This window comes from Paenibacillus sp. FSL K6-1566 (assembly GCF_038050475.1).
In the GTDB taxonomy this organism is placed as follows: Bacteria; Bacillota; Bacilli; order Paenibacillales; family Paenibacillaceae; genus Paenibacillus_AQ; species Paenibacillus_AQ lactis.
In genome coordinates this window covers 683,097-697,958 of sequence record NZ_JBBOSR010000001.1, presented here as the reverse complement: position 1 = coordinate 697,958, position 14,862 = coordinate 683,097, and the positions used below count along the sequence as shown (strand labels likewise).

Annotated in this window: 7 protein-coding genes; 3 read left to right on the top strand and 4 right to left on the bottom strand. The window is 54.7% G+C overall.

Annotated elements, in window-relative coordinates; translation table 11 throughout:
- Window positions 1–226: 226 nt before the first annotated feature.
- Window positions 227–1,732, bottom strand: coding sequence for an HD-GYP domain-containing protein (locus NST08_RS03040; protein WP_007130440.1), 1,506 nt, complete (start codon window positions 1,730–1,732; stop codon window positions 227–229).
- Between the two features lie 707 nt (window positions 1,733–2,439).
- Here NST08_RS03040 and NST08_RS03035 point away from each other — a divergent pair.
- On the top strand, window positions 2,440–8,163 hold the full coding sequence (locus NST08_RS03035) for a WIAG-tail domain (RefSeq protein ID WP_210094193.1): 5,724 nt from the start codon (window positions 2,440–2,442) through the stop codon (window positions 8,161–8,163).
- 471 nt (window positions 8,164–8,634) lie between these two features.
- Here the strand turns inward: NST08_RS03035 and NST08_RS03030 are convergent, their stop codons facing one another.
- Entirely contained in the window at window positions 8,635–9,873 is a 1,239-nt protein-coding gene (locus tag NST08_RS03030) for an MFS transporter (protein ID WP_007130444.1), read from the bottom strand.
- Window positions 9,874–10,402: 529 nt separating this feature from the next.
- Here NST08_RS03030 and NST08_RS03025 point away from each other — a divergent pair.
- Entirely contained in the window at window positions 10,403–10,924 is a 522-nt protein-coding gene (locus tag NST08_RS03025; protein ID WP_007130445.1) for a sigma-70 family RNA polymerase sigma factor, read from the top strand.
- Window positions 10,914–11,762 carry a hypothetical protein gene (locus NST08_RS03020; protein WP_210094194.1) on the top strand — a complete coding sequence of 283 codons (849 nt, stop codon included), beginning with the start codon at window positions 10,914–10,916 and terminating at the stop codon, window positions 11,760–11,762. Before NST08_RS03025 ends, NST08_RS03020 begins: the two co-directional genes overlap by 11 nt.
- A 199-nt stretch (window positions 11,763–11,961) precedes the next feature.
- On the opposite strand, the gene NST08_RS03015 is transcribed toward NST08_RS03020, so the two are convergent.
- Together NST08_RS03015 and NST08_RS03010 are read right to left on the bottom strand one after the other, a co-directional pair.
- On the bottom strand, window positions 11,962–13,023 hold the full coding sequence (locus NST08_RS03015) for an NAD(P)-dependent alcohol dehydrogenase (protein WP_007130447.1): 1,062 nt from the start codon (window positions 13,021–13,023) through the stop codon (window positions 11,962–11,964).
- 19 nt (window positions 13,024–13,042) lie between these two features.
- Window positions 13,043–14,740 carry a glycoside hydrolase family 13 protein gene (locus NST08_RS03010; RefSeq protein ID WP_007130448.1) on the bottom strand — a complete coding sequence of 566 codons (1,698 nt, stop codon included), beginning with the start codon at window positions 14,738–14,740 and terminating at the stop codon, window positions 13,043–13,045.
- Window positions 14,741–14,862 lie beyond the last annotated feature (122 nt).

Here is a 14,862-nt window from a genome sequence, read left to right as displayed (position 1 = left end):
CTGCTGCCGCTCTGAATCCTTGAAGGAAGCTGTCATGGAAGGATCACCTTCTACCGCTTGCCTCACCTGGCGCCAATTCTGTAGGGAGGGTCACTGCTTTATCATCCATGCTATAGCCAAGGCAGCAGAGGGGCGAACACAGCAAAATGCCCCGCGAATCCATGAGGACCCGCAGGGCATCTATCTATCAACTGTACTTGAGGTCTGATGTAACAGCCTCTCATTCTTAGCGAATCGAGGCCACCTTTGTCTCGCTTTTCATATAATTCACGAACATGCCTGCAAAATCCGGATCCCACTGGGTCCCCTTGCCCTCCTCCAATATATTCAGCGCATCCGCCGATCGCATGCCGCTGCGGTAAGGACGATCCGACGTCATCGCATCATACGCATCCGCGACGGCAATAATCCGCCCGAACAACGGGATTTCCTTGCCCTTCAGGCCATCCGGATAACCGCACCCGTCATATCGTTCGTGATGGGATCGCACCCCTTCCAGGTAAGGAGCCATGGCGTCGGCCGGTTCAATCTGCAGCAAAATATTCTCGCCCTGCTGCGGATGCGTCTTGACCTGATTGAACTCCTCTTCCGTCAGCTTCCCTTCCTTCAGCAATATATGATCACGCACACCGATTTTGCCGATATCATGCAGAAGCGCCGTCTTACGCAGCAGATCGATCTCCTCCTCGCTGAGACCGGCCAGACGGCCGATCAGAACGGAATATTCCGCAACCCGAAGCGAATGACCGGCCGTGTAAGGATCTCTTGCATCAAGCGCGGCCGCAAGCGCCGCGAAGTAGCTGTCAAGCAGCTTACGGTTCCGTTCCTCGCGCACCTGAAGGCCGCGAACCATCATATTGAAGCCCGCGATCAGTGTAGAGAATTCGTCGGAATATAGATTCGAGGTCTGGATAAGGCGTCCTTCTTTAATTTCATTCATCGCCCGGTACAGCTGGCGGATGGGGCGCTGTAAATCCTGGGTTAAAAGCCATGCTCCGACATATGCGAATCCGACGCCGAGCAGCAGGACGAACCCTGCCCAACCCCAATACTGCTGCGGAGCAATTTTGTTAAGCCCCTCCAGCCTAATCTGGACGGCCAGCGAGAACAGAAAGAGCGGAAATGTGCCGATGAGCATCGTGCTTAGCAAAAATTTGGTGCGAATCGCCATGAATACTTGCCCTTCCAGCGAGAAATCGACACCATACCTCGACAGCGCATTCCGCCTTATTCCCTTGATCAGCGGGCGAATGGCGGCAATCGTCAGGAAGAACTCAATCATGGCATGGCAGCTGGCAAGGAGAACGGCTCCAAGTGACGCAAGCCATATGTAAAAGGCAGGAAAGCTCAGCTTCCCCTGCTCCATCATCCATAAGGTCAGGAGAATGGCCGGCAGCGACAGCCCGAGCAGATGGGGGCCGAATATGCGATAAACGGCGAGGCGCGGCATACGATGCACGTGTAAATAGGCTTTTTCAAGCAGATCCAGATCCGGGTTTTCCTCTTCAAAGACCGCACGGATCGGCTTAAGCTGCTTCAGGAAGACGCTGAGCTCCGAAACGCTCATGATCATGAACGAAATGGCAAGGATGACCATCAGACGCGCGCCTTCCTCGAAGGAAATTTCCAGGGTCGTTACCAATAATACGCCGCCGACGACAAGAACAGCCGCAATCGAGCCGATCATATAATTCCGAACAAGCTGATTAAGAAATGACTTATACAGTTGCATGGTCCGCCTCTACTTTCGTAACAGAAATAAACACCCCGTTTAAGCCGAACATCGGTCTGCAGCATCATTCACAAAATCCCGCATGAAATGAGGATAATTATCGAATTTGCTAAAATTGTCGTTACTATGAATATCGTTGGAAATGCCAAAAAAATCAAGAACTTTAAACCTCATTCGCCAAGATTCTTGAATATTTTTGCTTATCGGGCCCAACTATGATATAATAATAAACTGTTACATGAAGTTTAACCCCGTAAGTTCCTCGAAAATTGATATTACATCTCAGATGAAGTGGAAAATTCCTATTTAATGACCCTAAGAGTAAGAGTTTTAAGGAACGTTTTCTGATTCACACTGGAGCGGTCATCGGAGCCGCAAGGACGAAAGAGAGGCAGGGCTTTTGTTGTTTTGGAAGTAATGATTCTTGAATGACTTCACACACGGAACCGACTGTACAGACCGCATGCGTCTGTCAGGGGTTAAATTTTATAGGCGGCGCATTTCACGCCGCAATAAGGGACCTGGCTGCACAGCCGGGTCCCTTTTCCATTTTACCGGCAGCTCCCCATGGCGACTTCTATCGGAGAGGCCCCCTGATAAAAGCCCCGGCCGTTCGTCTGCTAAGCTCCCGAAACATCTGTGACAGCCGCCTACGCGTCTGCATAGGATATCGGAGACGATTTAGTATTCAGAAGGAGTGTGCCGTTTTGAAAAAAAAGAAGAAAACCTCATCCTCCTCTACCCAGCCCTTCAGAGTCGATCCGAGTACCCGGGAGATTGACCTGCTGGGGCGAGGTACGGGACGCAACTCCAAAAAAGACAAGGAGGCCCGCATCCTGTCCGCGGCTTCCGTCTTGGATTCCGAGGAAGACCTTGTTGGTCTAGCTGAACTGAAGCAGGAGAAAGAGAACGAACAACAGTTTGAACAGGAGATAAGGCAGGAACAGGAAGAGATACAGGAACAGATACAGGAACAGATACAGGAACAGATACAGGAACAGATACAGGTCATCCACGATATTCTGCCGGAACAGAACCCGAGCAATCCATTGAGCGAAGTTTTCCCGAGCCAAGAGAAACCTGCCGATACCTCATCCTTTGCGGCCATACATGCTGAACAAGAGCAGCTGCTGGCCGATAGGGAAATGCCCGGAGTGAAGGGAGCATTCATATACACCGAAGATATCGGCGAATATGCGATTACCGATAGCCGCATTGCCTCCCGGGCCGTGACCGCCTCCAAAATCGCACCCGGTGCCGTAGGAGCCGAGGCGCTTCAGGATTACAGCGTGAGCAGCATCCATATCACGGACGAGGCCGTTACCTCAAGCAAGATCGCCCCCCTGTCCATTACCAGCGATCACCTGATGGACGGCTCGCTATCCACTCGGAAGCTCCGCGACGGCGCAGTAAACGGAAGCAAAATCAAAGACGGCGCAATCACTGCCCAGAAGCTCGCGGATCATTCGGTCGAAGGGAATAAAATTGCCGATGGCGCCGTGACGGCCCGCCACCTGCAGCATCTGATCGTGACGACGGAGCTGCTTGACGATCAATCTGTCAGAGGCGACAAAATTGCCTCCAGCGGGATCGAAACCCGGCATCTGGCCAACGGAGCCGTGCACACCTCCAAGCTCGCTGACTACGCAGTCACGACAACCAAAATCCGTGACGGCGCGATCAGCAGCGAAAAGATTGAATATGGTGCCGTTTCCGGCTCACATATCCAACAAGGCTCCGTAGACAGCGGGCATTTGGCACCCGGATCGGTCACTGCCGAGCATTTAGCTTATGGCAGCGTCGGTTCTAGCCAAATCGCCGAAGGCGCCGTTGGTTCGGCACATCTACAGGCTGGCACCATCCTCTCCCGCCATATCGCGGACGGCGCGATCGGTACCGAGCAAATCAGACATGGCTCTATTGGAGATGAGCAACTCGCTTCTGGCGCCGTGGCTTCTCGGCATCTTGCCGATTCCAGCATTACAAGCTTCAAGCTGGCCGACCAGTCTGTCCATACGGCGAAGCTGGTGGAGCAAGCCGTCACTGCCTCCAAGATCGCAGACCAAAGCGTTCTCCCGAGCAAAATTGCTAACGAAGCGGTGCAGACCCGGCATTTGAGCAAAGGATCGGTAGAATCGGCCCATATTGTAGATCAAGCGATTTCATCCCAACATCTGGCTGAGCAAGCGGTGAAAGCGTCCCATATCGCGGAGGGCAGCCTGACGCCGAAGCATTTTGCAGCGGAAAGCGTAACCGGATCCGCCATAAAGCCTAAAGCGGTCGGACCGCAGCATCTGGCCGACGGCGCCGTAGCCAGGCAGCATCTTCAGCCTGAATCCATTGGCGAAAAGCAGCTGGCTTCTGGCAGCGTCACAAGCAGCAAGCTGGCGCTCGGCTCTGTCGGCGGAGCGATCATTGCGCTTGATGGCGTCACCTCCGTCAATATCGCCAAACAGTCGGTGTTGCAGCATCACCTAGCTCAAGGCAGTGTCGGAACCAGCGCTCTTCAGGAAGAAGCGGTGCGCTCGGCCCATCTGTCCGACCAAGCAATTGAAGCAAGGCATCTCAAGGCCGAAAGCGTACAGAGCAAGGCGCTTGCGCGAGGCTCGGTCACGGCGGACAAAATCGCGGAGGGCAGCGTGACCGAATCGGCCATCGGGAATGGCGCTATTGCCCCTCGCCATCTGGGCGACCACGCCGTTACATCATTAAAGCTGTCGCCAGAAAGCGTATCGACCGACAAGCTTGCGGATCTTGCCGTTACCTCCTCCAAGCTTGCAGAGGGCAGCATCACTGCAGATAAGATTGCCCAGAAGGCCGTACAATCAGCCCACCTGTCCCCGGGTTCCGTAACGGGAGAGGCGATCCAGAACCAGGCGGTTACTTCAGACAAAATTGCACCGCAGGCAATAGAAGGCGCTCATCTCGGCCTGGAATCCATCTCGGGCAAGCATATTGTTCAGGAAGCCGTCCACGGTTACCACCTGAAGAAAAAATCCGTCACATTAAATCACTTGGCGGACGAAGCCCGCTCTCCGGAGATGTTGTTTAATGACGGCAGCATTCCGGGTTCCAAGCTGGGAGATCAGTCCGTCTCGGAAGCCCATCTCTCCCCTGCGTCGGTATCCGAACAGGCTTTGAAACCAAACTCTGTCAGCGGGGACAAAATCAAGCCGCTCTCCATCAGCGCCGGGCACCTGCAGCAGGAGAGCATCCTGTCCGACCATCTGGGGGCAGACATTGTCAAATCAGAGCATATCGGAAACAATGCCGTAACGGATCGCCATCTTGCTCCGGATTCGGTCAAAACGCATCATATTCAGAACTCGAGCATTAAATCGGACCATGTCGCCGTTCAAGCCATTTCGGCCCGGCACCTGGCTGAACAAGCGGTAAATCAGGCTCATATTGCGGAGGGCTGCCTGATTCCGAAGCATTTTGCACCGGACAGCGTTACCGAATCCGCCATCGCGAACGGCGCCATTGTCCCCCGCCATCTGGGCGACCACGCCGTTACATCGCTGAAGCTGTCGCCGGAAAGCGTATCGACCGACAAGCTTGTGGATCTTGCCGTTACTTCCTCCAAGCTTGCGGAGGGCAGCGTCACCGCAGATAAGATTGCCCAGAAGGCCGTACAATCGGCCCACCTGTCCCCAAGTTCCGTATCGGGAGAGGCGATCCAGGACCAGGCGGTTACTTCAGACAAAATCGCACCGCAGGCAATAGAAGGCGCTCATCTCGGCCTGGAATCCATCTTGGGCAAGCATATTGTGCAGGAAGCGATTTACGGTTACCACCTGAAGAAAAAATCCATCACATTAAATCACTTAGCGGACGAAGCCCGCTCTCCGGAGATGTTGTTTAATGACGGCAGCATTCCGGGCTCCAAGCTGGGAGATCGGTCCGTCTCGGAAGCCCATCTCTCCCCAGAGTCGGTATCCGAGCAGGCTCTGAAACCAAACTCCGTGAGCGGGGACAAAATCAAGCCGCTCTCCATCAGCTCCGGGCACCTGCAGCAGGTGAGTATTCAGTCCGAGCATCTAGGGGCAGACATTGTCAAATCAGAGCATATCGGGAACAATGCCGTAACGGATCGCCATCTTGCTCCGGATTCGGTCGGGTCGCACCATATTCAAGAAACAAGTATTACTTCTTCCCATCTCACGGAAGGAAGCATTCTTGCAGGTCATATCGCGGAGGACTCTGTAAACAGCCAGCATATCGCAGAAGGTTCTGTCGGTTCCAATCATATTGAGCTGTTCGCGATTCAGAGCCATCACCTGGCGCCTTATTCCGTTAATGCCGCCCATCTGGGGAATCAATCCGTAGGGCACGTGCATCTGCAGCCAGACAGTGTCGGCGTGGATCAACTGCAGTCGGGTTCGGTAAGATCCCGGCAGTTAGCCGAAGGTGCGGTCCTTCCCCACCACCTGCAGATGCACTGCATCAGTACAGAGCATATCGAAGCCGGGGCGATTACGGCGGAACTCATAGCTGAAGGAACGATGACTGGAGATAAGATCGCGGATGGAACCATTGCAGGCTCGCACATTTCCGACGGCGCCATCGAGAGCAGACATCTCGGACCGGACGCCTTCAGCGGATTTACCCTCGCCGATGGAGCCATTGACAGTGCCAAGCTGGGAATGAGGGCAGTGACCAGCGCTCATTTGACCGACGCCGCTGTCACCGGAGTCCACATCGCGCAGGGCGCTATTACGGGATCGCATGTTGCCGATGGGTCGCTCGGCGGCGCGCAAATTGCTGATGGCTCCATTGAAAGCCGCCATCTGGGGCCGGATGCCTTCGACGGATTCACCCTCGCCGATGCTTCCGTTACCGGCGACCATATTGCGCAGGGTGCTATTACAGGTTCTCATATTGCCGATGGGTCTCTGGGGGGCACACAAATTGCCGATGGCTCCATTCAAAGCCGCCATCTCGGACCGGACGTCTTCAGCAGCTTCGCCCTTGCCGATGCTTCCGTTACCGGCGACCATATTGCGCAGGGTGCTATTACAGGTTCTCATATTGCCGATGGGTCTCTGGGCGGTGCGCAAATTGCCGATGGCTCCATCGAGAGCCGCCATCTCGGCCCGGACGTCTTCAGCAGCTTCGCCCTCGCCGATGCTTCCGTTACCGGCGACCATATTGCGCAGGGTGCTATTACAGGTTCTCATGTCGCTGACGGTTCTCTGGGTAGTGCACAGATTGCCGATGGCTCCATCGAGAGCCGCCATCTCGGGCCGGATGCCTTCGACGGTTTCACCCTCGCCGATGCTTCCATCACCGGCGACCATATTGCGCAGGGCGCTATTACGGGGTCGCACGTCGCTGACGGTTCTCTGGGCGGTGCGCAAATTGCCGATGGCTCCATCGAAAGCCGCCATCTCGGGCCGGATGCCTTCGACGGTTTCACCCTCGCCGATGCTTCCGTTACCGGCGACCATATTGCGCAGGGTGCTATTACAGGTTCTCATGTTGCCGATGGGTCTCTGGGCGGCACACAAATTGCCGATGGCTCCATCGAGAGCCGCCATCTCGGACCGGACGTCTTCAGCAGCTTCGCCCTTGCCGATGCTTCCGTTACCGGCGACCATATTGCGCAGGGTGCTATTACGGGGTCGCACGTCGCTGACGGTTCTCTGGGCGGTGCGCAAATTGCCGATGGCTCCATTCAAAGCCGCCATCTCGGGCCGGATGCCTTCGACGGTTTCACCCTCGCCGATGCTTCCGTTACCGGCGACCATATTGCGCAGGGTGCCATTACAGGTTCTCATGTCGCTGACGGTTCTCTGGGCGGTGCGCAAATTGCCGATGGCTCCATCGAAAGCCGCCATCTCGGGCCGGACGCCTTCGACGGTTTCACCCTCGCCGATGCTTCCATTACCGGCGACCATATTGCGCAGGGCGCTATTACGGGGTCGCACGTCGCTGACGGTTCTCTGGGCGGAAAGCAGATTGCCGATGGCTCCATTCAAAGCCGCCATCTCGGGCCGGATGCCTTCGACGGTTTCACCCTCGCCGATGCTTCCATCACCGGCGACCATATTGCGCAAGGTGCCATTACAGGTTCTCATGTCGCTGACGGTTCTCTGGGCGGCACGCAAATTGCCGATGGCTCCATTCAAAGCCGCCATCTCGGATTTACGCCAGTGCGCGGTACGGCCGGCCAGGCGAAGCTCCAACAATATGGAATGACGCCTTTCGTTTTGAGCGGCCCCGAGGCCAAAGCCGAAGTGGGGGTTCAATTTGAGGAGCCTTTTGGCGGCATCAACTATGTCATCGTAGGCATGAGCAACAATCCCGGCTTCCAAATTTCGCTGAAATCCCAGCAAGAAGACAGCGCCGTGCTCGAGGTTGTGCGCCAGCCCGGCTGCAATCTGGCCTACGGCTTCATATCTTGGATTGCGATTGGCCCTTCCCTGTAGAACGTGCATAATTCTTTATAAGACTCCCCCGATCTCAGCGTCTTGGGGGAGTCTTTTTGTACACGGCTGCAGCTAAAGCTGCCCATCAGGGGATGTGCATGATTGTAAGTGTAAGCAGCAATTCCCGACCTATGAAAAGCACGGCAATCTGCTAACATCCTCCGCTCCTGGACAGCTTATCAAATGGTCTATATTATGCCAAAAAAGACGAGCCATAGAGCTCGTCTTTCAATATGAATGATAATCCCTTGATCATCCGAAATCGGGCGGACCGAGTAGCCCCCTGCCTTCTGCAGTTGAAAACAGGACCCTTTTAAGTACTTGTAACGCGGCAATCGCCTTTTACTGCCGCTACAGGACCCTTTTAAGTACCTGTGGCGCGACAATCGCCCTCTACTGCCGACACAAATCCCTATTCGGTACATATGACGGACCCGTGCTGCATTACGAAAAAATGCCCCAGCGTATTTTTCATTGCGCCTTATCTGGAGCGTTTTTACCCGACGGCCATCGGGACCGTGCCCCGAACGCGTAGCAGCCAGATAAGAACAATATCCCTGCCGCTGCCATAAAGGTCGCCCTGACACCAAACCGGTCTGTGACATACCCGAACAACAGCGTAGACGCTCCAAAAACGAGTGAGATCAGCGAGCTTTGGGCCGCATACACTTTGGGCATCAGCTGCAGGGACACGCTCCGCTGAAGCATGGTTTGCAATGAAACCGCCTTGAGCTGATCAAACAGACCAAACCCTGCCGAAAACATCAAAGCCAGCCACGGCATCGAGGTCATTCCGAAGCCAAGCGTCATCAGGCTGATGCCGAAGGAGGAATATACGGTTAAGCTGCCGATATGGCGATCAATCCACCTCGAGCCCTTCATGCCGCACCATCCGCCTGCCATCAATCCCAGAAAAAAGCTGGCGTTAATATATCCCCACCAAGCCTCTTCCTTGTGCAGCACCTCGGACACGTATACATATAGGATAGCAGCGATCCACACGACTCCGGCAATGGATTCCAGCACATATATGACGTGGATCGTCCGCAAAGCAGGCTGTTTCCAGATGAGTACCCAGCCTTCACGCATGGAGCTCCAATACGGAGGACGGTCCCTCCGTTCGCTTGAGTCGCCTGAAACGAGCGGATCCTCCATCCTGTTCATCAAAACAGCTGCAGCCGCTGCCAGTACGACGGTCAGCCAAATGACCTGACCGCCTCCGACCATGGCGACCAGCATTCCTCCGGCAGCCCAGCCGCCTAGCTGAATGATCTGGTCAACTACGGCAACGAAGCTGTTCGCCCGGGTTAATTCATCCCGCGGAACAAGCCGCGGGAGCATTGCATGGCTCGCCGGAGCGGCCCAGCCGTCCAGGAACGAGATAAGGAACACCATGCCAAGAATCACATACACCGTCATCTCTTGATTCCCCAGTGCATATCGGGTCATGACGAGCAGCAGCAGTGCTGTTGTTTTTCCCCATTGCGAGATGAGAAGCAGCAACTTCAGGGCATATTTGTCCATCAGTACGGGCGCAAAGCCCCCGCTAATAAATCGAGCAAGCGTAGTAACAAAAGGAATCATAGCCATATACATGGCAGATCCCGTGATCTCATGGACGATCGCCATTAGCCCGACAACGTAAAATAAATCGCCGCAATTGGCGAGGGCCTGACCGGTCCAGAGATAGCGGAAAGATTTGTTATTCATGGTTCTACCCCGTTTCTTTCAGTATTCAATTGTATGGGTGGTGGGGTAGTAACCTACATGTTCCGGCCTCGCTTCCTAATCTTATATGCTCACATGTTAACATTATTCCCTATCGCTTGTTAACCCCAAGAAACGAAATCACCCCAGGGAATTCCTTGCGTGAAAGATGTCTTCTACTCTGGCGTCTAAGGGTTTCCTGAAACTCCCATGACTTTTTAGTCATGCGCTAAAACTATTTCGGCTCCTACTCGGTCTAATAGTCGGTGTGGCTAACAAGCATGAAGCTGGCCAGCCAATGATGCGCGCGCGAGCATCGATCCTGTACAGCAACAACCGATTATATGAGCGGCAAGATTTGACGCAGAAACAATCCGTGTTTTAAGCAGGTGTAACGGAGTTTAGACAGTAGCAATCGTGTTTATGCAGCTTCGGCCGAGTTTCATACAGCGGCAGCGACTTGACGCATAAGCAATCGGTTTATGCTGCAATCGATCCTGTACAGCATCATTAAGACGTTAAATAGCAAGGAGTGAGTGAACTGGCCAAGGCACTTTCGCAACAGCAGTTCAGCGAACATATTACGAGGTGCAGCGGCAAGCTGTACCGGGTGGCATATTGTTATGTCAAAAATGAGCAGGACGCGCTTGATATCGTCTCAGAGGCGACTTACAAGGCTTATCTTTCCTTCGAGCGGATGAAGACGCCGCAGTATTTCGAATCCTGGATTACCCGGATCGTGATTCACTGCGCGCTCGATCGTCTGAACCGGAACAAGCGGATCGCCTTTATGGAGGATCAGACCCAGGAGTACGCGGCCGCCGAGCTTGCCGTTCCGCTGGAAGAGAAGCTGGATTTATATGAGGCAATGGACCGGCTTGCGCCGGAGGAGAAGGCGTATATTATTTTGAAATTTTTCGAGGACCTGCGCTTCAGAGACATGGCCGATGTCCTGGAACTGCCGGAGAACACGGTCAAAACCCGGTTTTACCGAATCATCGGAAAGCTTAAACAATATTTGATCGAAGGAGAGGTCGAGGGATATGACAGGTAAGGATCGTTATGAACAGATCGAGATTCCGGCTCAGCTGGCTAATGTGATGGAGTCGGCCCGGCACAAAGCGGCCGCGCGCAAAAGATCCCTGCGCTTGATGCGATACTCGAGCGTGGTTGCCGCAAGCCTCGCCCTGTTGTTTGTCGTTAACATACCGGGCGTTGCCAATGCCTTGTCCAAAGTCCCGGTTGTGGGCAGCATTGTGCAGGTGCTTCAGTTTGGCGGGGGCGGTGAGCGGACCGATGGCGTAAGCGTCAACACCGAAACTGTAGCAGATGTGCTTCGCATCAACTTCGACCAGGCAGGCGAAACGGTATCCAGCGTGCCCTCCTATACCGTAGAGCACCGGGAAGCGCCGAACCGGCTCATTTTTACGCTCAACGGCGTTCGAAATTTCGATTACGATGCAGTCAAGAGCGATCTGCTGGCTCTTTCGCTTGTGGAGGACGTCTATGAAAATATCATCCTGGATGATTCCGCCATGCGTTTTGTGGTAGAGTTGAAGGATGGTGTGACCCACAGCGTGTCGGAGTATCGGGATCCGGGGTATATCGAGCTGAAGCTTGCCTTTACCGGCAAACAGGCAACGCCGCGCGAAGTGTTTTATATCCGTAGTGAAGCTATGCCGCAGGGAGAGTCCCTCGCAATCCTCGAGGAGATATACTACGAAGATGACGTAACGTTCATTAAGACAGCCGGCGGTGGTTTCATTGCCGCGATTGGCGGATTCGATACCCGGGAGGAAGCGGAACAGAGGCTCAGCGAAATCTCATCCCGTGAAGGCTACGCCGGGGATCTGCGCATTGACAGCTGGATGAGCAATGCCCATCCGGAATAAGAGGCTTGGGAGGATTTCACCCCTTTATTGGGAAGACATACATTTAACGAATCCCCAAAATGTACAGCAGCCCGGCTCCATGATGATTGGAGCCGGGCGCTTGCTGCTAAGTAACTTTTGGGATTAGGCACTAATGAAATTTAGAGAACCGTATCATCCAGAGTGCTGCTGTGCCGAGAAACGAACGAATGGGCGCTTTTTATGACGTCCGTCCCGGATATATCATAACCTTCACGCTGGTGTCCTTCTGCGTCCGGGCCAGCTCCACGGCCTCCTGGATCCGGTCCAGCGGGAATTCATGGGTAATGATATCCCGGATCCGGCTGCTGCTGCTCTGCAGCAATCGAATCGCCGCCGGATACGTATTGGCATAGCGGAACACGCCGTACACGTCCAGCTCGGCATCCACCAGTGCGCCGATATCGACAGGAATGGCGTCCTTCGTCGGCAGGCCGACAAACACGATCCGTCCGCCACGGTTCACGTAGCCGATGGAGCTTCCAATCGCGACTGCATTGCCGGACGTCTCGATGATCAGGTCGACGCCTTCTCCTCCAGTCAGCTCCTTCAGCCGCTCAGGCACGTCATCCGACAGCGGATTGATTACGCCAGCGGCTCCGATCCGCGACGCCAAATCGCGCCGGAATTCCACTACATCACTTCCGTACACCTGCGATGCCCCGGACAGCTTGGCCGCCTCGATGGCCAAGAGGCCGATCGGTCCGAGGCCGAGCACCAGCACCCGGTCCTCCGGGCGGATCCGGCCGCGGCGAACCGCATGGAGACCAACGGACAGCGGCTCCAGCAGCGCCCCTTCTTCAAAAGACATATCGTCCGGCAGCTTAAACAGAAAATCGCTGCGAACCGCCACGTATTCCGCCCATGCCCCATCCACCGGAGGGGTAGCCATGAATACGACATCCGGGCAGAGGTTGTACCGGCCGCTCTTGCAATACGCGCAGCGACCGCAGGTTACGCCCGGCTCGACGGCGACACGGTCTCCTACCGATACGTTCGTCACTCGATCCCCGGTCTGAACCACAATGCCTGCTAGCTCGTGTCCCAGAATCAGCGGCTCCTTAACCTCATATCTGCCGATGCGCCCATGTTCATAGTAATGGACATCCGAACCGCAAATGCCGATGCAGTAAACCTGAATGAGCGCTTCATCCGGCTTCGGCTCGGGAACGGGAACCTGCTTCACGCCGATCGACATCGGCTTGTCCAGAACGGCCGCTGCCATCATTTTCGATTGTGACATACTGACAACACCTCGAATCTCAAGTAATCGCTTTCCCCTGTAGTGTAACACGATATACAACCGCTTCATAAGGGCGCAGCGTGAATCGGTCCTGTAGAATTTCGGCTGGCGTATAATTGGAGAGAACGACTTCGAGCTTGCGCTCCCGCCACGGGGAGGGCATGCGAAGCTCGGGGGTGTTTCCAAAAAAGTTCAAGACGATCAAATAAGCCTCATCCTCTAAGCTTCGGGAATACATGAAAATTTCCGGATGTTCCTCCAGCCAATCGTCATAGGTGCCGTAAATGAGCGTTTGACTGGATTTCCGCAGGCGAATCAATGCTTTGTAAAAGTTCAGGATCGAGTCCGGATCCTTCTCCTGCTGCTGTACATTGATCTCATGGTAATTCGGGTTCGTGCGGATCCACGGCACAACGGTCGAAAAGCCTCCGTACAACGAGTCATCCCACTGCATCGGGGTTCTTGCGTTATCGCGTGCCCGATATGCGATTCTCCGCATCGTCTCCTCCACGTCCTTCCCGTCCAGCAGCCGCTCCCGGTAATAGTTGTAGATCTCTACATCCCGGTATTGGCTCAGCTCGCTGAAATCCGCATTGGTCATGCCGATCTCCTGTCCTTGATAAATGAACGGCGTCCCCTGCTGGAGCATGAAGAAGGTAGCCAGCATCTTGGCGGATTCCTTATGGAAATTCACGGGATCGCCGAAACGGGAGACGGAGCGCGGCTGATCATGATTCTCCATAAACAGCGCATTCCAGCCGACGCCCTCAAGTCCCTTCTGCCACTTGCGGGTAATACGCTTCAGCTCCGCCAAATCCCACGGGGCAAAATCCCAGCGGCCCTCCGCTCCGAAATCCATGCTGACATGCTCGAATTGAAAAATCATATTGAAGGCCCCGTTCTCCTCACCGATCCACAGATCGGCCTCGGAGACATCGGTTCCGCTGGCCTCGCCCACCGTCATAATGTCATACTCCGCAAAGGCTTCGCGCTTGAACTGCTGTAAAAAGTCATGAATGCCTTCAATATTGCGGTGGCCCGGATTCGCATCGACATAGCGGAAATTGCCCGGATTCGGCATGTCCGGGAGACCCGGCGCTTTTTTGATATGCGTTATGGCATCCACGCGGAAGCCGTCAATGCCCTTGTCGAGCCACCAGCGGATCATCCGGATCAGCTCCTGCCTCACCTCCGGATTCTCCATATTAAGATCCGGCTGCTTTCTCGAGTAGAGATGCAGGTAATATTGGTCGGTTTGCTCATCGTACTCCCAGGCGGAGCCGTTGAACATCGACGCCCAATTGTTGGGCTCGGCCCCTTCCTTGGAGTCGCGCCATATGTAATAGTCCCGTTTGGGGTTGTCCCGGGAAGACCGGGATTCAATGAACCACGGATGCTCGTCCGACGTGTGGTTCAGGACCAGGTCCATGATCACCCGCATGCCCCGGTCGTGAATTTCCGCCAGCAGCCGGTCAAAATCCTCCATTGAGCCGAATTCCTCCATGATGGCATGATAATCGCTGATATCATAGCCATTGTCATCATTGGCCGATTTATAGATCGGGCAGATCCAGATCACGTCGATGCCGAGCTCCTTCAAATAATCCAGGCGGGAAATGACGCCAGGAAGATCGCCGATGCCGTCTTCGTTCGTATCCATAAAGCTGCGCGGGTATATCTCGTAAGCGACAACTTCTTTCCACCATACTGTTCGCATTGTTAGTATCCCCCGTTATGTATGCGGCCCGTGCGGTAGCTGACAGGACGCTGCAATGATTGAATGGTGCAGGCAGGAGAGGGCTGGCGTAACTGCAGCGGGCGTAATCGCAGCTAACGTAA